General features: G+C 64.0%; 19 protein-coding genes. All 19 read right to left on the bottom strand.

All coding sequences use genetic code 11. The annotated features are described in order from the left end of the window. Positions 1-190: 190 nt before the first annotated feature. Entirely contained in the window at positions 191-910 is a 720-nt protein-coding gene (imuA, locus tag QPK27_RS24580; protein WP_290420793.1) for a translesion DNA synthesis-associated protein ImuA, read from the bottom strand. 945 nt (positions 911-1,855) lie between these two features. Further along, the gene (locus QPK27_RS24575; RefSeq protein WP_290420792.1) at positions 1,856-2,233 is read right to left on the bottom strand and encodes a hypothetical protein; all 378 of its coding nucleotides are present in this window, start codon (positions 2,231-2,233) and stop codon (positions 1,856-1,858) included. Continuing rightward, positions 2,230-2,895 carry a glycoside hydrolase family 19 protein gene (locus QPK27_RS24570; protein ID WP_290420791.1) on the bottom strand — a complete coding sequence of 222 codons (666 nt, stop codon included), beginning with the start codon at positions 2,893-2,895 and terminating at the stop codon, positions 2,230-2,232. The genes QPK27_RS24575 and QPK27_RS24570 overlap by 4 nt, the downstream gene beginning before the upstream one ends. Then, a complete protein-coding gene (locus QPK27_RS24565; protein WP_290420790.1) occupies positions 2,892-3,272 on the bottom strand; it encodes a hypothetical protein in 381 nt (126 codons plus the stop codon). Before QPK27_RS24565 ends, QPK27_RS24570 begins: the two co-directional genes overlap by 4 nt. An 11-nt stretch (positions 3,273-3,283) precedes the next feature. Beyond that, positions 3,284-3,745 carry a hypothetical protein gene (locus QPK27_RS24560; protein WP_290420789.1) on the bottom strand — a complete coding sequence of 154 codons (462 nt, stop codon included), beginning with the start codon at positions 3,743-3,745 and terminating at the stop codon, positions 3,284-3,286. Between the two features lie 11 nt (positions 3,746-3,756). Continuing rightward, positions 3,757-4,149, bottom strand: coding sequence for a hypothetical protein (locus QPK27_RS24555; protein ID WP_290420788.1), 393 nt, complete (start codon positions 4,147-4,149; stop codon positions 3,757-3,759). Beyond that, entirely contained in the window at positions 4,146-5,138 is a 993-nt protein-coding gene (locus tag QPK27_RS24550) for a hypothetical protein (RefSeq protein ID WP_290420787.1), read from the bottom strand. Before QPK27_RS24550 ends, QPK27_RS24555 begins: the two co-directional genes overlap by 4 nt. Next, a complete protein-coding gene (locus QPK27_RS24545) occupies positions 5,135-6,178 on the bottom strand; it encodes a hypothetical protein (RefSeq protein WP_290420786.1) in 1,044 nt (347 codons plus the stop codon). Before QPK27_RS24545 ends, QPK27_RS24550 begins: the two co-directional genes overlap by 4 nt. Positions 6,179-6,186: 8 nt before the next feature. Then, positions 6,187-12,222, bottom strand: coding sequence for a tape measure protein (locus QPK27_RS24540; RefSeq protein ID WP_290420785.1), 6,036 nt, complete (start codon positions 12,220-12,222; stop codon positions 6,187-6,189). Between the two features lie 36 nt (positions 12,223-12,258). Then, a complete protein-coding gene (locus QPK27_RS24535; protein WP_290420784.1) occupies positions 12,259-12,516 on the bottom strand; it encodes a DUF1799 domain-containing protein in 258 nt (85 codons plus the stop codon). A gap of 53 nt (positions 12,517-12,569) precedes the next feature. Further along, complete coding sequence (locus tag QPK27_RS24530; protein ID WP_290420783.1) at positions 12,570-12,887, bottom strand: phage tail assembly chaperone; 318 nt, start codon at positions 12,885-12,887, stop codon at positions 12,570-12,572. 108 nt (positions 12,888-12,995) lie between these two features. Next, positions 12,996-13,628 carry a phage tail tube protein gene (locus QPK27_RS24525; protein ID WP_290420782.1) on the bottom strand — a complete coding sequence of 211 codons (633 nt, stop codon included), beginning with the start codon at positions 13,626-13,628 and terminating at the stop codon, positions 12,996-12,998. 101 nt (positions 13,629-13,729) lie between these two features. Next, entirely contained in the window at positions 13,730-14,542 is an 813-nt protein-coding gene (locus QPK27_RS24520) for a GIY-YIG nuclease family protein (protein ID WP_290420781.1), read from the bottom strand. A 35-nt stretch (positions 14,543-14,577) separates the two neighbouring features. Further along, positions 14,578-14,928 (bottom strand): DUF3168 domain-containing protein, encoded by a 351-nt coding sequence (locus QPK27_RS24515; protein ID WP_290420780.1) that lies wholly within the window; start codon positions 14,926-14,928, stop codon positions 14,578-14,580. Beyond that, positions 14,925-15,440 carry an HK97 gp10 family phage protein gene (locus QPK27_RS24510; RefSeq protein WP_290420779.1) on the bottom strand — a complete coding sequence of 172 codons (516 nt, stop codon included), beginning with the start codon at positions 15,438-15,440 and terminating at the stop codon, positions 14,925-14,927. Before QPK27_RS24510 ends, QPK27_RS24515 begins: the two co-directional genes overlap by 4 nt. Beyond that, a complete protein-coding gene (locus tag QPK27_RS24505; RefSeq protein ID WP_290420778.1) occupies positions 15,437-15,739 on the bottom strand; it encodes a phage head closure protein in 303 nt (100 codons plus the stop codon). Before QPK27_RS24505 ends, QPK27_RS24510 begins: the two co-directional genes overlap by 4 nt. Then, complete coding sequence (locus QPK27_RS24500) at positions 15,736-16,281, bottom strand: hypothetical protein (protein ID WP_290420777.1); 546 nt, start codon at positions 16,279-16,281, stop codon at positions 15,736-15,738. The genes QPK27_RS24505 and QPK27_RS24500 overlap by 4 nt, the downstream gene beginning before the upstream one ends. Next, a complete protein-coding gene (locus QPK27_RS24495; RefSeq protein ID WP_290420776.1) occupies positions 16,278-16,427 on the bottom strand; it encodes a hypothetical protein in 150 nt (49 codons plus the stop codon). Before QPK27_RS24495 ends, QPK27_RS24500 begins: the two co-directional genes overlap by 4 nt. Continuing rightward, on the bottom strand, positions 16,427-17,098 hold a 672-nt coding region (locus QPK27_RS24490; RefSeq protein WP_290420775.1), incomplete at its 5' end, for a hypothetical protein. The genes QPK27_RS24495 and QPK27_RS24490, both read right to left, overlap by 1 nt.

Raw genomic sequence — 17,098 nt, 5'->3', positions numbered from 1 at the left:
GAACTCACGAACGGTTTCACCCGTCGGCAGTTTTCAAGACTCCAGCCAATGTACTTAAAAATCATGCACATGGCTGCGGTTCGTTTCCGCTACCCCTTCCATTTGTGGCGACATTTTGCCCCGCATCATTGAATTTGGCGGACTGGTTGCGGAAACGATTTTACCGCCAAAATTCAGCCGAAGACGTCGATCAGTGCATGGACTTTTCGGGAGCAAAAGTCGCTGTCGGAGCCATCGCTGGATAGGCTGGGGCGGTATCGCGCTGAGGCTGAATGCGTGTCACACCCGGAACAGACATCGGCAAGAACAGCGGCTCGGCGCGCAGCGGCCCGCGCCGCTTCACGAAATCGACTTCGATGCCGCCGGCGCGTGGGCGCAGCGCCAAGCGTAGCGGCGCCGGCGACGGATCCTGCGCGGAAGCCATCGGACGCAGCACGAAGAACAGCGTCTCGCCGGCCTGGGCCGCCAGCGTCAGCCGGCGTAGGCTTTCGGCGCGCACATGGGTTTGCCAGAACAGCAGCGCGCCGCAGCTGCCGCTGCGCAGCACCTGCTCGGCCGCCCACAGTGCATCGGCGGTTCGGTCGGCGCGCAGCCAGAGCGTGGACTCGGGCGGGATGCCCATCGCGGCCAGCGCCAGCGCCTGAGGCGCGTGCGGCGGCTGCAGCATCACCACCTTGCGGTCGGCCACGGCCGCCAGCGCCGGCGCCAGCAACCGGACCTCCCCGATGCCTGCCTGCTGCACGTGCAGGTCGGTCAGCGAACCCACCGGCCAGCCGCCGCCAGGTAGCTGCAGGTCGAGCGTGGCATGGCCAGTTCCGATGCAGCGCGCGTGATTGCGCGCCAGCTGCGACGCGCGCCAGAGCGCTGGGTGGACTTCTTCAGGGTTGAGGGCTGCGGCTGAGCTGGCCATAATTGCTGCTCCGAAATACTGTATGTTTATACAGTATAGCAGCATTGCCATTTGATCTAGCTCAAACTGCGCTTCGGTTGCCGTGCCAACATTGCGGAATGGACAAACGATCTGACCTCATCACGGCGACCTACGTCGACTTGGCCGTAAACGTGCGAACCGCTTTTGGTCTTTCCGCGAGCATACGCGTGCTGCAGAACGAAGGTGTCGCGCCAGCTGTGATTCAACGGGTGCTAATTAGTAGTGGCCCGAGGCGAGGTTCAGAAGCCGTGGTATCGTCTCCAAATGAATCGACGGACCAACATAACTAAAGCGTTGCGTATCAACTGGATTCTGGTCAGGAATTTGGAGCGTGGCTTAAGCCACTCGTCGCGCATGCTCTACGACCTTGGCGTCCCCTTGGAAGATGCAAAGCGTTTGCTTACTCAGCCGCACGCGCGCCGTCCGCTTGTACTTTCATTCGAAGCCGATAAAAAACGAACTTGACGTTTTACTTCCACAAACTAACCTACCTACTGTAGATAAACGACTTGTAGTTTGATCCACATCAAGGCCAGCCGTCCATCGGCATAGGAGATTGATGCAATGGACAGACGCTCAAACCATCTCGCGGCGCTTTTCGTCGATACCGTACTCGACTTTCTACGTTACGACGACGATCGCGACAGCATTGCAACCGTGTTAACCGAATACGGCATACACCCAAGCACCGTCGATCGCATATTGGCGCAACAGCGACGAAGCCCTGGATTGGGCGCGCCGGAGCGGTCGAGGCACCGACTAAGCACAGGGCCATCCAACTACTTCGGCCAAGCCTGAACGGTCTTCGCGTGGCGCGCCGCGCACTCCGCGTACTGGCGCAGCAGCCCGATCGCCCACTCCTGCCAGGCGTCGAACTCGGCGAAAGCCGGGCGTTCTACCGGCGGGCACGGCGCCGCCAGCGCGCTATCGAGGGATGCTTTGGTTGGCGGCGTCGATTGCGGCGTCGAGGTTGCGCACGCGGTCAGCGTCAGGACGGCAACCAGCAGGCAGAGGTTTCGCATTGCGCAGCTCCTTGGTGAGCGCCGTCATCTTCGGCGCCAGGGTGGATTGGATGTCGGCGAACTCGGTCGCCGCCTGGCGGATCGTCGCAGCGTCGGCCTGGACGTCGGCGAGCGCCGCCTCGGTCAAGGTGGCGCGGTATTCGGTGTGCGCGCGGCGCAGTTCGGCGATCTCGGCGTCGTGCTTCCAGGCGCTGGCAATCCAGCCGCCGGCGGCAGCGATCGCCACCAGGCCAACGATCGCAATCGCGCCAGCAGCGGCGCGGAATTCGGCCGGGATCACGGGATCACCTTCAGGGCTTCGATGGTCAGAAAGCGGCGCTCCTGGTAGCCGATGGCGTCGCCGATCCGCTCCGTCTTGCGCCCCATGTTCACGCAGTCCGACACGCCATCGATGTCGTCGACGTCGGCGAAGCGGTTCAGGTTGTTCAGCTGCCAGAACCAGCCGGCCGACAGCGCGGCGCCGGCATCGGTGGCCAGCCAGGCCCCGACGGTGTCGCGCGGGATGCCGAAGAAGTCGGCGCAGGCGTGGTGGTTCGTGGTGCCGGTCAGCTGGATCCAGCCGGCGCCGCGCGTGCGCCAGCCGTCGCCGCTCTCCGGGCCTCGGTTGCCCATGCGGTTCGCGTAGGCGATGTTGGCGATGGCTTGCTGGTCGGCCGCGTGCGCGCTGGTGCGGCCGAGCTGCTCGGCCTGCGCCGGCGTGAAGCGCTGGATCGTCCGCGTGTTGAACGTCGACAGGATCGCCGCCGGCGTGTAATTCAGATTCTCGCGCTTGCGCACGAAGCCACCGCTCTCGTGCGCCACCTGGGCGAGGAAGTGCGCCAGGCGCCGGCGCGTGGTGATGCCGAAGCGGTCGAGCGCCGGCTGCAGCGCGGCGGCGACGGCGGCCGCATTGGCACCGCACTGCGGCGCCACGTGGCGGATGATCGAGGCCGTGACAATCATCGCTGGCCTCGCACTTCGCGGACCACGTCGGCGAGCGTGGCATTGCGCCGCGCCTCGATGAAGTTGAACAGCCAGCGCACGATCGCCCAGCCCGGCAGCCCGCAGGTGAACACGAGGCCGAGCATGGCCACCAGGCCGATCGGAGAATGCGCCCAGGCCTGCAGGTCGAAGTGCTGGATCACGGCCGCGCCACCGCCGATCGAGAACACCACAGTCGAGATCAGGCCCACGGCCCACTCCTTCGCGCTGCGCGGCGTCATCGCGCACATGACGACTACCGACGCCAGGCCGGCGCCGATCGCGCCGATGCCGGCCAGGCCGCCCAGCATCTTCCAGCCGAACGCGCCGGCGGCGGCGCCGGAAATTGGTTCACTCATTGGGGATACTTTCATGGGGTGGGTGCTGCAGTAAAAGAAAAACCCGCCGAAGCGGGTTTCAGGATGGTCAGTGCGCTGGCCAGCGTGCCAGGCGAGTATCGCCAGGGGTCAGGAATGCCGAGCGCCGCGGCAACGGCTTCCGAGCAGAACCAGCGGCGCCGGCTGTGCGGGATCGGTGACAGCACGAACTGCAGGTTGCCGACCAGGTCGTAGCCGGCGCCGCGGTGCGCCTCGAACCAAGCGACGGCCGCCTGCTCGAGCACCGGCGGCAGGTCGACCAGATCCCAGCGCGCCGGGTCGAAGTCGATCAGCTTGGAGCGCACGCCGCCGTCTTCGAATGACGATGACCAGGCGCGGCCGGTGGTCAGCACCAGCTCAACGTGCGAGTAGTCGGATTTTGTCCACCACCGCACCACGCGGCTGTAGATTCCGGCCAGTCCCGGGCGCGTGCCCTTGTAGAACGCTGCTTTCATCGAAAGTCCTTTCAGCCGTTGTAGCGCTCGTGCGCCTGGATTGGGTCGTCGAGGATGGTCAGCGCGCGGCCGGCGCCGTCGAGAAGCCCCATCGCCTCGAACGCCAGCACGTCCTCGCGCGTGTCCGCGCGGTCGACGTCGACGTAGGTGGCGGCAGCCAGGTCGGCCTGGCCGATGCGCACGGTAGCCGCGCGCTCACGCAGCGCCTGGTCGGCGGCGGGGTCGTCGATCGCCGCCAGCTCGATGCGCACCTTCTCCGACTTGGTGAAGCGGTTGCGGAAGGCCAGAACCGTCATGTGGCGCGGCGCCGTCGGCGCCGGCTCGTTCGCCCGCGCCTCGATCTCGTTCAGCTCTTCGGGGGTGGCGTCGCGGGTCACGCCGTCTACCATAACTTGGATTTTCATGAGTTGTTCCTATGCCCGAATACGCGAATGATGCCAGCGGTAAAATTCCCTGAATCCGGAATGATTCGAAATCCGCTTGCCGGAGCCGCGACGCTGATATACGCACCGAAAATTCTAAATCCCGCAGGGAAACCGTCGGCCACCATTGTTTTGTATGTGCCGTTCACATTGCGAATTTCAGCCGTGGTCGTGAGTTGGACCTCGGAGCCAATAATGAGCCCGGCTGTAGAGCTGGATCCCGTCGGAACGCTTGTGCAGCTATAGCTGCTGCTATTGACGACCCCGCCGAAAGCCAACTGCAGAAGCGAGTGACTGTTTATCGAACCCGTTTTCGTAAGGCCCTGTATTTCAATCGTGTATTTATCGTATAGAGGGCTAAAAACATTCAGGTAGTCGATGCTTGCAACTGGCGAGGAAATAGTAACGGACGCAAGAGGGACCATGCCGCTGGCGCCGATTTCACCTTTATCACCACTGCGCTGGAAGAACAGCAGCAGTGGGTCGTCTTTTACGAACGGGCTGGCCGAACTGCTGTCCGTGCACACGACCGACAGGTTGCGATAGCCGGAAGGTGTGGCGCGCGCGGTGAGGTCGAAAGTCATCCACTTGCTCAGGTCGCCCTGCTTCACCAATCGGATTGATCCTTTGATCACGCTGGTCGACGAATCCATCGTGTCGAGCAGCGTGGTGTAGTCCTGACCGCCGGCGATGAGGTCCAAGCGCATGACCGTAGCCGCGTTCTGTGTCGCGCTCGACAGGCGCAGCTTGCCGGCGCCAGGGTCTGCATCAGCGGTCGCGGTGTCGAAGACATAGGGCAGCGCGTAGGCACCGCCGGCAGCCATCGCACTCAAAGCCTGCTCAATAGCATTGATCTGCGCGCCGAACGTTGGCAGGTCGCGCATGAGTCCCGACATCTTGTTGTCGAAGTCCAGCTGGTCCTGCGACTGGTCCGGCATCTGGGTTGGGTCGAGCAATACGGTAATCGTCATACGGTTCCTTCAATTTGCAGGGACATGTCCCAACGGTTTTTGCCCTTCACCACCGGCTTCATGCTCGAGTAGCGCCCGTAGGCGATCGCCAGGCCGTAATTGATCGAGCCGACCCAGACGATCGGCTTTTGCCGATAGTCCGCCATCAGCTCGTACACTGCGTCCACCTGCGACGCGTCGACCACCACGTCGGCGGTGATGCGCTTTGCCCAGTTACGCCGTTGGGTAGTGCTGGTGCCGTCGAAGTTGAACGAGGTATCGGAGAAATCCTTGATCTCGGCGCCCAGCGTCATCAGCGTTTTGCCCAGATCGGCGGTCGGGCCGACTGCACACATGCCGCACTTCGGCACGCCGCCGGGCTTCCGGATGGCGATGGTGACCAGCGCGTTGGCAAAAGGCGGCAGCTTCAGGCTCACCGCCCAAGTCTTGCGCCGGATCCGCTTGAAGCACCAGTTGAAGAAGCTCGACCCCGAGGTCGACACCTTCAACGACTGCTCCTCGCGATAGACCAGGCCGCGAGTGCGGTCGACCACCGACACCCTCACCTCGGCAGCATCGACATTGCCGATGTAAAAGCCCTGGCTGATCACCTGCGGCGACACCACGATGATGATTTCCTCCGGGTTAGAGGTCTGGGTGTTGTTGTACTGGTCCAGCATCGCCCAGCGGTTGACTGCGCCGCGCGGCGTCCAGGCTGTGGTGTCGCTCAGGGCCTTGCCGAGGTTACTTGCGATCAGCGACTGGAACACGTTGTGGCTGACCGGGTCGTAGACCAGGACGTCTTTCGCGTACGTCGCCGTCGCGCTGTAGACCTGCTCGACGATCGGCACATTCGAATACACCAGGCCGGCCCCGGCACTGATTACCTCGCCGGCGTCGAGCAGCGCATAAGGCGCCCTGCTCAGGTCGGCTGGGTCGTACGTGACGCGCAAGGTGTTGGGCGGTGCCATCTGCTGCACGCCGCTACGGTCGAAGTACGGCGCCGGGGCGGCGCGCGTGCACGTTACATCGCCCAGTGCAACGGGTTCGATGATGTCCATCTGGATCCTTAAGTGGTTGCTGCAGCCTCGGTGACCACCGGCTTGCGGCCGTTCACCACGTCATCCAGGTGGCTAGCGGTGTTGCTGGTGTGCGTTGCGATCGCCAGCAGGCCATCGCGCAGTGCTTCGCGCAGTTCAACGTTTTCGCGCTGCTGCGCTTCCATCACTGCCGACAGCCTTGCCACCTCTGCTGCCAGCGCATCGGCGTTGCCAGCAGGGTTGGCCAGGCGGCGCATCAGCTCGCGGTTGTCGGCCGCAGGGATGATCCGCTCGTCCTTGTGGATGAGCGCTGGCATGTCGTACGGCACCTTGTTGGTGCCGACGGCGAAGCCGCGCAGCTTCAGGAACTCGTCTTGCTTCCCAGCCGCGATGGCGTCGAACTCCGGTTTCGCACCTTTGAGGAACTCCGCCTTCTCGGCAGCGTCCATCGTCGGGCCGAAGGCATTCATCCAGTACGCCAGTCCTTCAGCGTCTGGCGCGCGCCCCAGGGCGCTCTGGTAGAGCTTCTTGAGGTCGGCCTCTGCCGAGTTGGCGATGCTGTCCACGAGCTGCGAGATCGGCGCGCCACCGGCGGCGGCGTTCTGATACCACTCGAAGCCGGCAGCATCGGGCGCCCGGCCCAGGTGCTGCTGGTAGGCGTTGTTGATCGCCGCGCTGGCCGAGACAACCGGGTTCTGCCGTGCAGCCGCCATGGCACCCTGGAGCGCCTTGATCGCCTGCTCGATCGACAGCCCGATCGTGCTGAGGCCTTTCAGGACGTCGATCTGCTCCTGCTCGCGCTTGAGCATTTCGTCCAGCTGCTTCGCCTGGTCCTGCGCCGCTTTCAGCGCCCGCTCTTCGATCGTCAGGGCGCCGTCAGTCAGCTTAGTCAGCTCCGCCAGATCTCCCTGGGTGCCGAAGAGGTCCCGTTGGTAGTCCTGGTAGGTGGCGTACGCATCCATCGACGGACCGTTGCCCAGCGCCGAGATCGCCTTCTGCAGCGCCTCGGTGTCGCCCAGGCCGCCGCCGGCGCGGGCAATGGCCAGTGCTGCACCGATGTCCGCGCGCGCCTGCGCCTGGCTCGCCTGCTGCTGCTCCGGCGTGCGCATCCCGTTGAGCGAGTTGCGCGCGGCCTCGGTCAGGCTTTTCAGCTTGTTGACTGCCTCGGTACGTGCTTGGATGTCGTCCTGCAGTGCCTCCTTCTGGCGCCCCACCACCTTCTGCAGCACCGAGAATGCGCCATCGACCCCGCCCAGCAGCGACGACGCCGAATCCCTCGCCTTCTGGATCGCCTCTGCCGCCTGTTCCGCCGCCGTCTTCTGGGCCTTGATGGCCTGGATCTGGTCGAACAGGGAGCGGTTGCTCTCGTCCAGCGCCGCGCGCTGCTGCGCCAGCAGCTGGGTCTCGGTCAGCGTGAGCTGGTCGAGTTCCTTCTGCAGGTCAGTCCGCTCCTCGAAGATCTTGGCGTCGACGTCGGCGATTTGCTTGAATGCCGGCGCGATCTGGATCAGCGTCGCGTATGCACGCGCGCCGGCCTCGGTGGTCAGATCCAGGCCGGTGACCACGCTGCGGAACTGCTGCAGCGAGTCTTCGGCGCCGGTCTTGATCCCGAACTGCTCCAGCGTTGGCGTGATGCGCGCACGCAGCGAGTTGGCGCGTTCCTGGTCGGTATAGAAGTCGGCCAGGAACTGGTCGGCGCCAGAGGTAAATTCGTCCAGGCCGCCGACCAGGTCGATCAGCCGCTCGCGCGCGCCGACAGAGGCCAGGCCCAGCGAGCCGAACGCCATCCCCAGCGAGTCCGTGACGACGGTCACCGCCTGGTAGTTGGTGGCCACCCGGGTCAGGGTCTCGAGGTAGCCCTCGCCCACCTTCTGGAACTGCTCCAGGCCGCCTACACCGAACTTGGCCAGGTCGTCGCCGACCTTGGAGAACACCGCCTCCAGCTCCTTCTGGATCTCGTCGTCGGACAGCCCTTTCAGGCTGACCTTGCCGATGTCCACCACGAAGCCATTCAGCTGCGCGGCGAAGCCGTCGGCGCCGATGCCGATCATCTGGCCGGCTTCGAACACGGTGTCGTACAGCGACATCAGGACGCTGGAGATTTGGCGGTTACCCTCCTCGCCCAGGCCTTCGGTCTTCGTGCTGTACTTGTCGCTGCTGAACCAGCCGCCATCCTTCTTGATGTCGGCGTACTGCAGCGCATTCAGGCCGCCAGCGGCGATACCCGCGAAGTCGGTTTTGCCGAGCGTGAAGCCGGTGTCCTCGACCGTGGTCTTGCCGCCGAACACCTTGTTCAGCACCGAACCAGTGATCTTGCCCACCCAGCCGCCGGTCAGCTTGTCCAACGCCAGGCCGATAATTCCACCAGTCGCCAGCACGCCCATCGTCGAGCGGCCGAACGCATCCGCGCTGCCGCGCCCGGCCGCGTCAGAACCGAAATCGCCGGTCACGCCAGTGGTGCGCACCAGCAGAGAAGCGAACTGCCCAATGCCGGCCTCGATGTTGCGCAGCGAGGTCAGCATGCCGTTGCTGAGCTTCAGCCCCTGCAGCGTTGCGCCCTCGATCGCGTCAAGGGCGCGCGCGATTGACTCAGATTTGGCGTCCGAGCCGAGAACCGTGCCGGTACCCTGCTCCTTCTGCCGCGTCTCGCTCAGGCCCACACCGCTACCACCCACGCCGCCGAACATCTTGGCGCCGACAGCCACAACAGCAGCGAGCGTTGCCGCGCCGGCCGCCAAGTTCAACGGGAACGGTAGCGACGCGATCGCCTTCACGACAGCGGTCACACCCCACGCGCTGGCCTCAGTTGCAGCCAGGCCTGTGGACGCAGCAGTTGCTGCTGCCTCGCCGGTGATCTTGGTCGCATTGAGCGCGGTGTTGGCCGTCACCTCCGCCTGCTTGAAGAAGATTTTCTTCGTCATGGCCTGCACAGCCATGGCCAGCTCGGCTGCACGATATGCCTTCTCCACGCCGGACAGAACGTTGTATCCCTTGCTGCCTTCCGAGAAGAAGCCTTTTGCCGCCGCGGCCATGTCGCCGTACCCGCTCAGTCGGCTCTTGACCTCTTTCGCGGTAATGGCCGCAGACGCTTCAGCGTAGCCCTTGGCGTCGGTCGCATACTTGAGCGATGCGTCCTTGCGCGCTTTGTCAATTTCGGCTTGGCGGATGCCGTATGCATCCAGCGAGGTGACCAACTGCGTCATCGAGTCGCCGGCGGCGCCGAACGCGCCTTTCAGCGCCTCGCCGAAGGTCTGCGCCTTGGTTGGGTCCAAGAACTTTTCGAGATCCTCGCCAGCCTTCTTCGCTGCATCGAAGGTGACCTGCTTCGCCGCACCCTCGCGAACTGCGGCCGCACGCTCGCGCAGCGCCGCCGCTTCCTTGCGGTATTCCTCCGCCATCGTGCCGGTGATGTCCAGCCCTTCGGCAATCCATACTTTCTCTTCGGCGCGCAGCGCCAGGCTTTCCAGGCGCGTCGCATTCAGTTCGGCCAGCGCCTTCGCGCCAAGTCCGATCTGCTCGTTCTCGTCTCGCTGAGCACGAGCTTCGCCCAGCGCTTTGCTGGAACCCTTTTCGGCAGGGTCGAGCAGCTTTTGATACTCCTCGATCGCCTTCTTTCGGTCTTCGTCGGCCTGCTTGGCGAACTGTTGCTGCAGGGTGTAGTCCTCGACTGTCGCAACGTATTCTTCCAACGACTGCTTGCCAGCCGTGTAGCCCGCATACAGTTTCGAAAGGTTGTCGTAGAAGTCGGCGTCGAGGCCGACGCTCTTGCCACTGATTCGATCGATCAGATCGGCGTATTCCTTCGCCGCCTTGGCCTGGTCGGTGATCGCCTTCTTTGCAGCCGGATCTGCATACTTGGCGCGCACCAGCTTTTCCATCTCAGGTGGGATGGTGCCGAACTGCTTCTTCAGTTCCGCAAGCTCGGCCGCCAGGCGCTGGGCCGCCGAACCGTTCTTCGCATACCAGTCGTCGAGTCGCTCACCGCGCGTGCGTGCGGCAGCCGTGGCCACCTCGCCCTGCAGCGTCTTCACCCGGTTCAGCGCGGCTTCATACTTGCCGCCCAGCTCCACCTCTTCCAGCTGCAGCATCATTCGCTCGCGCGAACCCTCCGCAGCGGCAGCCTGGGCGGCCTTGTTCGCGTCGAGTGCGGCCTTGGCGCGCGCCAGCCCGTCCTTGTCGACTTCGCTGATGCCGCCCAAATCCTTGATGCGCGGCTCGGTTGCCGCGAGTGCGTTCCGCTCGCGCAGCTTGGCGATCTGCTCGTCCAGACGCGTGATCATTTCGGCGGTCGACTCTTCAGTCGACTGGGCAACCTTGTCGTTTGCCTCCTTCGCCTTGCTTGCCCACACACCCCAGATCGTGGCAGCAACGCCCAGCAGGCCAATGATGGCGCCTACCGGCCCGCCGGCCAACGTCATAACGCCACTAAGCGCGCGGCCCGCTACCGATGCCGCGCCCGCAGCGGCCGTCTGTGCGGACAGCGCAGCCGCATGCGCTGAGGCCGCAGTGGCGGCTTTCGCCTGGGCAGGGATCAGAGCGTTGGTCGTGATCGCCAGCGCCACATTGCCTTCGGCTGCGAGTACAGCAGCCCGCAGCTCGGCCACGCGCGCGCTGGCCAGCGCGGCGGCACTTGCAGTGGCAGCGACGTCCGACCGGGCCGCCGCAAGATTCGATGCCAGCCTGGCGTTGTTTGCGACCACGCTGGCGTAGGCGCCCGCGGCCGCCGATGCGAGGGACGCCCCGAGCTTGACAGCGGCAACGGTAGCCATCGCGCCGCCGGCGAGCACGAGGTTCTTGCTCAGCAGCTCAATGGCGCCCGACAGCACGGCGACTACACCGCTCGACTGCGCGTTCGCGCCGACGAGCAGCATCGTTTTGTCCTTGAGGACCGTGAGCGCTCCGCCGACGGTCTCAACCGATTTCGCCTCTTCGCGGAGCTTCTCCAGCGCTCGTGGTAATCCGTTCGCAAGCACCTCGGTCGTCAGCGCGCCCTGCTCGGCCATAGCGCGCAGCGCACCAACCGGCACGCCAATCCCGTCAGCCAGCGCCTCCATCAAGCGTGGTGAGGCATCGTTGACGGCATTGAACTCTTCGCCCCGCAATGCGCCCATGTTGAACGCCTGGCCCAACTGGTAGATCGCAGACCCGCTCGCCTCAGCGCTTGCCCCGGAAACCTTCAGGCCCAGGCTCACCACCTCAGTGATGCTGGCAACTTGCGATTGCGCGATCCCAAGATCCCTGGTGCTCTTCGTGATGCTGGCATAGAGCGACGCCGTGCTGGAAAGGTCCGATTGCGCCGACGCAGCGATCTGCTGCACCAGCGCCTGGGCCTTCACGAATTCGCTCTGCCCGCTACTCGCAAGCTTGAGCTGCGCGATGTACCCGCTGTACGCGTCGGAAAGCTGCACCACGCTCGCAATCCCGGCGCTGGCACCGGCAGCGGCCAGCGCGGCAGCGAAGCCGCTGATCGAGTTTCCAGCGTTCCCGGCGGCCTCTTCGGCGGCCTGCAGCTGCTCGATCAACGGGCGCGCGTCATCCGCGACACCCAACTGCTCCGCGCGCAGAGCAGCCAGCTGCGAAGCGGTTTTGCCGATGCCCTCCGCCTGGGCGCGCAGCCCGGCGAGGAAGTTATTGCCGGCGTCGAGCTGCCGCTGGGCGGCGGCGGCCTGCGCCGTTTTCTTGGTGACCGCGTCCAGCTGGTCGAGGTACGGACGCAGCGCGGCGACGTTCAGCCCGCGCGAGTTGGCCAGGGCCTCGTAGTAGGCAGCACTGCCCTTCGCGCCAGCATTCATCGACGCGGTGGCGCGCTGGATCGATTCGGCCATGCTCTTGGTGGCACTGTCGACTTTGCCAGCTGCCGCGCCAGCGCCATCGCCGACCGTGCGCAAGCCGGCCGAGCCGCCCAGGTTGTCGAGCGATTTGCCGGTCTTCTGGGCCGTCGCACCGAGATTTTCGAGACTCTTTCCGGTGCGCGCGGCAACCGCGTCCATCTTACGGCCGCCCTCTTCAACGCCTGCGGCGTCGATGCCGACCTTGATTTGCGCTTCGTTGATGGTAGTGCTCATTCGCCGCCCATAAAAAAACCGCCCGGCGGCGGCACTTCAATCCTTGCTGCGCATTGCCTGCAGCGCGGCGCTCTCCATCACGCGGATGTCGGCCATCAGCTGCTGCCAGTCCGAGCGCGCAGCGCCGATCATGCGCAGCGCCATCGGCAGCGCGGCATAGTCCAAGCCCGTAGGCCCGGCCATGCCGATCCGCCACTGCGTGTCCATCGCGCAGAACAGTTCGTAGGCCTGAAGGTTCTCAGGCCAGATTTCAACGGGATCCGCCGCCAAGTCCTCCAGCGTCAGGCCCGCCACCGCCAGTTCGGCTTCGGAGGGCTCCGGCGCATATAAGGCCGAGGCGACGGCCTTTAGTTTTTTGCGCGGGCGCCGGTGATCTCGGCGATGTACTTGTCGAGAATCGCGCGCGCGGCGCCCATGTAGCGCTGCACCAGCTTTTCGACCTGGTCCTTGTTGAAGGTTTCGTCCAGGTCCCAGCCGGCCAGGATGTCCATCAGCGCGTCGACGTCTTCAGCGCCTGCCAGGTTCTCGACGAACTCCTTGAAGTCGTCGCGATTCATCCACTTGAAGGTGAATTCGACGTCGGCGGTCTTGCCGCCCGGGACCGGAATTGCGACGGTGGCAGCGAAGGTGGCGACGACAGCCAGGGAGAGTTTTGCTTTTGCCATGATGATTTTTTCTTTCAATGGAAGGGTGAAACGGAAAAAGACCGCGAGGAGCTACCCCGCGGCGAAGAAGGCCAGCGCCGACCGTTCGGCGCCAGCTGGCAATACGGTTTAGTAGCGGACGACCTTGTTCTGCAGCGAGAAGATCGACTTCACGGCCATGACGCTGCCCTTGGCCAGGCTCGGCGACTCGTTGAACGAGCAGTAGCCGGCATACAGCAGCACACCGCCGTTCGGCAGCGTGCCGCGCAGGCAGGTCAGCTTCACGCCGTCCGAAACAGCCTTGAGCGCAGCGTGGTGTGGCAGCGACTTGTCGTCGGCGGTGGTCAGGGTGACCGTGGTCGCGGAGAAGCCGTCTGGCAGCATCACCGGCATGTTGGAGTCCAGCAGCGGCACTTCGACGGTCTTGCCGTCACCGCCGGAGACTTCGGCGCCCACCACGCCGGTGACTGGCACCCAAGTCGTGATCTTGCGAACCGTGCCGGTGCCCTGGCCGGCCGGGAACAGGCTGGTGTCGGTAGTGTCCAGGCCTTCCAGGGTGAACGTGGTGCCGCTGGCTGCCTTCAGGCGGAACACGCGGCCATTGGCTGCGCTCCAGCCGCCGGTGTATTCGACGTACTCACCGGCGGCAAAGGTGTTCGTCGCTGAGGCTACGGCCTCGTTCGCATTGGTGATAGCAGTGATGCTGACGGCAGCAGCGAATGCGGACGCGATGGCGAACGCGATGTTGTTGGGCAATTGCATATCGGCCTTTCAGGTAAAAGCCCGGAAGCCGGGCAAAGAAAAAGCCGCCCGGATTGCTCGGGGCGGCTTGGGATAAATGGGCTAACTGCCCAGTTGTTACGTCATTTCGACAAAGCTTCAGGATCCCTGGAAAGCGCGGACTTTCGGCGCTCGGCCGCCTCGCGGCGCGATGCCCTGATTCGATCCGCATACTCAGGGTTTTGCCACAGAGCCTTCATCTTTTCACTGGCACTGGTTCGAAATTCTTCAGTTCGCTTCACGGCTGTGGCGGCATCGTTAATACGCTTGCGGTACGCTGGATCTTGCAACCGAAGGCGAGCTGCGTCACCTACCCTTTGCCGTTCTGCTGGATCGGAGAATCGTTTCTTTTGCGAGATGCTTGCCCGCCCTTGGACAGCAGGATCTAAACTGCGCTCTTTCGCAATTCGGCTACGCTTTTCTCTAACCGCCGGATCGGCGAGTCCCACTTTTATAGCTGCACTCAATCTTGCGCGCTCCGCAGGATCTTCCCACCTGGAGATAATATTCGCCCGCATCTTAGCCCTTACCTCCGGCCGCGCGAACACGGCTTGCATCTTTTCGGCCAAGTAGGGCGACCACCTTCCAGCGGAACCTCCGCCTTCTTTTATGTTGTAGCCATTAGGGACTAGAGACTGATGCAGCAAAACATATTGCCTCTCCATTTCGTTTAACTGGGCGTGGGTATACGCCACATCCAGCTCCGATATCGAGAACGAATTCGCGCCGTGCTTAGCAATAGCATTCGCGAGAGCGCTGCAGCCGTTGTCTGACTTGCAGTGCGACTTCCATCTGGCCGCAATCGATCCAGTCGTCAGTCCTACATATTTCTTGCCATTGACCAAATTCTGCACTAAGTAAACTCGGCCGTAGACCTCGTTGCTTGCGCTAACCATAAAGTCCTTAATTCACTGTTTATTTATCCAGTAGATTACACCCAGATAGAGAAATCTTGCATCGTTCCGCGGTAATTCGTCGTTTCATCGAAGGTGGCCACGCGACCGGTGGCGACCTCCACCTGCAGTTCGGTGGCGGCACGCATCGCCTGCTCCACCTGGGCGCCCAGCTCCGACGCCTCGATGCGCGTGGCAGACCAAACGTTGACTTGCATCCGCACTGACTGCTTGTCCGGCTGGCCGCCGCTCAGGAAGTTCACCGGCGCGCCGCCCACCGCCTGGTAGGTGATGTACGGCGTTGCGGTCTTCTCTGGCGCCACGTCGGGGAAAACGCGGCCGCCGGCCAGGTGCTGCAGCACGCTGTCGATATGCTCTTCAGGGGTCACTTGATGTTCCTTGCGATCTGCTCGGCCAGGGTGCGGGTCATAACGTCGACCGCCTCCTGCTTTTTGCTCTCGAAAGCCGGGCGCATGAACGGATAAGCCGGCGCGCTGGCAGTGCCGTACTCGAGCTCAGCGGCTTTTCGGTGCGCCTTCCAGCCGACCGTGCGGCCGGTCTTCTTGCTGACCCTGGTGTTGCGCGGCACGAATTTGTGACCAAACTCGACGAATTTCCAGTAGTACGCCGCCCAGTCGCCAGCGCGACCGTTCCGGACCGTTACGAGGTAGGTCTGTCGCCTGCCACCATCCGACTCTTCCTCCAGGCGCTTGACGATGATGTTGGCGTAGAGGATGCCTGTCTTGAAATACTTGAGCGAGTTTTGCTTTGCCTGGTCACAGAGTATCTCGGCACCGGCGAAACCGACCGTGCGCAGCGTAGATTCGCCAACCGCCTCGGTGATGGTCTGCCGCGCCGCCGTCATCGCCTCCTCAAAGGCCGAACTGTCGAACTCGATCACGACACCCCCTTGCAGACCAGGAACATGAAGCGCCGGTCACGGTCTTCGGGCAGCGCCGATTCGACGTCATAGGCCGTGCCCTTGTAGAGCACCCGGCACGAGTTGTCGATACCGGCGCGCGCGCGGATCCGGATTGAGCATTTGACGATCGACGCCTCGGCGCCGGCGCGCACCACCTCGATGCCGCTCGGGAACTTCACGTCGGCCCAGACCGTCGCGATGTCCTCCCAGGCGGCGGCTGGCCGCAGCTTGCCCGCGCCAGCGCCAGGCTTTTGCAGAGTGATTCGGTCGTTCATCATGCGTAGACCTTCAAGCGATCGAGCAGGCAGTGGAGGAACTCGCTTTTCGGCGTGCCCGCCGGCGCGAAGTGCTCCGACACCTTGCCGAGGATGTAGCCCTTGACGCTGGGCGGCACGGCCGCGTCGTCGGCGCCGTAGCCGCAGGTGTAGACCACCTCAACCGCATTCACGCGCGCCTGCGTTGCCGGCCAGGCCCGGCCCGGCGCCGGCACCAGGTAGCCCGGCTCATTCTCGGCGTCCAGAATGTAATCTTGCGGGTCCAGCGTCTGCTGGATGCCGTCGGTGTCGTAGAACTTGACGTGCACCACCGCCATGATCGGCGGGTTCTCGAGCAGGATCGCGCCGGCGAAGCGGTCGAGCGTGAGCCGGTAGGTCTGCTCGACGAAGGCGCGGCCAGTCAGGTGCTCGGCCTCGCTGGTGTGCTGCTCGATGACCTGGCGCAGCTCGATGTCCGTCTCCTCGCCGTCGATGCGCGCCGACGTGCGGGCGGCATCGAGCGACACCGCCAGCGCCGCCGGCGGAGTGATCAGTTTCAGGCTCATCGGGTGGTTCCTTGTGTTGCTGGCGGGCGGCCGGCGCCGGAATCGGCGCCGGCGGCGACCGGCGCGCGCACGTACTCGGCGGCCTGCTGCTGCTCTTGCTGCAGCACTTCGCTCGGCACGCGCGGCATTTGCGATGCGTCGATCATCAGTTGTCCACCCTCTTGAAGTGAATGGTCCGGAAGAAGCGTTCGCCGTTCGCACAGTCGAAGCGCAGCTTGCAGTAGTTCAGCGGATCGGCCGAGGTGTCCAGGCCGCCCAGCTTCACCACTGCCAGGCGCCCCTGCATCTGCGGCTTGACCAGCTCGGTCACGCCGACAGGGATCGCTGAAACCGCTGTGATGGTGGTGTTGCTGTCGATCAGGTCCCTGCTGACGTCGGCCACGTAGTAGCGTTTGTCCTCCGGATCCTTCTCCAGCACCCACTGCAGATCGACCTTGCTGAACCACAGCGTGCGGTCGATTTGTTCGCCGTTCCCCAGGGTCACCCGGAACGTGCAGAAGTTGAGCGCGCCGCGCAGCTCGTCGAAGCCGCCCAGCTTCACCGGGATCAACGAGCCCTGGACAACCGGCTGCTCGAGCACCTTCACGCCGCCGACAAACGCCTCGGCCTTCACCGCAGTGGTGCTGGCCTCGGCCAGGTCGACGCGGAGATCAGCGACGTAATAGCGCTCATCGTCCGGCACCTTGTCACTCCACCACTTCCCGTCTCGGTAATATGGCGCGCCCGGCACCACCGTGCTTGGCTTGGTGCCGAACGGAACAACGCGGGTGCCGCCCGGGAACACGACCTTGCGGCTGGCCGGGATCTTGCTGGCGTC

It is taken from the genome of Massilia sp. YIM B02443, assembly GCF_030411955.1.
GTDB lineage: Bacteria > Pseudomonadota > Gammaproteobacteria > Burkholderiales > Burkholderiaceae_D > Telluria.
The sequence above is the reverse complement of the archived record's forward strand: the minus strand, read 5'-3'. Positions and strand labels throughout refer to the sequence as shown.

What these genes read in the sequence shown, in the direction of transcription:
- imuA (WP_290420793.1), bottom strand. Translation starts at nt 910, where the DNA reads ATGGCCAGCTCAGCCGCAGCCCTCAACCCTGAAGAAGTCCACCCAGCG.
- QPK27_RS24570 (WP_290420791.1), bottom strand. Translation starts at nt 2,895, where the DNA reads ATGATTGTCACGGCCTCGATCATCCGCCACGTGGCGCCGCAGTGCGGT.
- QPK27_RS24565 (WP_290420790.1), bottom strand. Translation starts at nt 3,272, where the DNA reads ATGAGTGAACCAATTTCCGGCGCCGCCGCCGGCGCGTTCGGCTGGAAG.
- QPK27_RS24560 (WP_290420789.1), bottom strand. Translation starts at nt 3,745, where the DNA reads ATGAAAGCAGCGTTCTACAAGGGCACGCGCCCGGGACTGGCCGGAATC.
- QPK27_RS24555 (WP_290420788.1), bottom strand. Translation starts at nt 4,149, where the DNA reads ATGAAAATCCAAGTTATGGTAGACGGCGTGACCCGCGACGCCACCCCC.
- QPK27_RS24550 (WP_290420787.1), bottom strand. Translation starts at nt 5,138, where the DNA reads ATGACGATTACCGTATTGCTCGACCCAACCCAGATGCCGGACCAGTCG.
- QPK27_RS24545 (WP_290420786.1), bottom strand. Translation starts at nt 6,178, where the DNA reads ATGGACATCATCGAACCCGTTGCACTGGGCGATGTAACGTGCACGCGC.
- QPK27_RS24540 (WP_290420785.1), bottom strand. Translation starts at nt 12,222, where the DNA reads ATGAGCACTACCATCAACGAAGCGCAAATCAAGGTCGGCATCGACGCC.
- QPK27_RS24530 (WP_290420783.1), bottom strand. Translation starts at nt 12,887, where the DNA reads ATGGCAAAAGCAAAACTCTCCCTGGCTGTCGTCGCCACCTTCGCTGCC.
- QPK27_RS24525 (WP_290420782.1), bottom strand. Translation starts at nt 13,628, where the DNA reads ATGCAATTGCCCAACAACATCGCGTTCGCCATCGCGTCCGCATTCGCT.
- QPK27_RS24520 (WP_290420781.1), bottom strand. Translation starts at nt 14,542, where the DNA reads ATGGTTAGCGCAAGCAACGAGGTCTACGGCCGAGTTTACTTAGTGCAG.
- QPK27_RS24505 (WP_290420778.1), bottom strand. Translation starts at nt 15,739, where the DNA reads ATGATGAACGACCGAATCACTCTGCAAAAGCCTGGCGCTGGCGCGGGC.
- QPK27_RS24500 (WP_290420777.1), bottom strand. Translation starts at nt 16,281, where the DNA reads ATGAGCCTGAAACTGATCACTCCGCCGGCGGCGCTGGCGGTGTCGCTC.
- QPK27_RS24495 (WP_290420776.1), bottom strand. Translation starts at nt 16,427, where the DNA reads ATGATCGACGCATCGCAAATGCCGCGCGTGCCGAGCGAAGTGCTGCAG.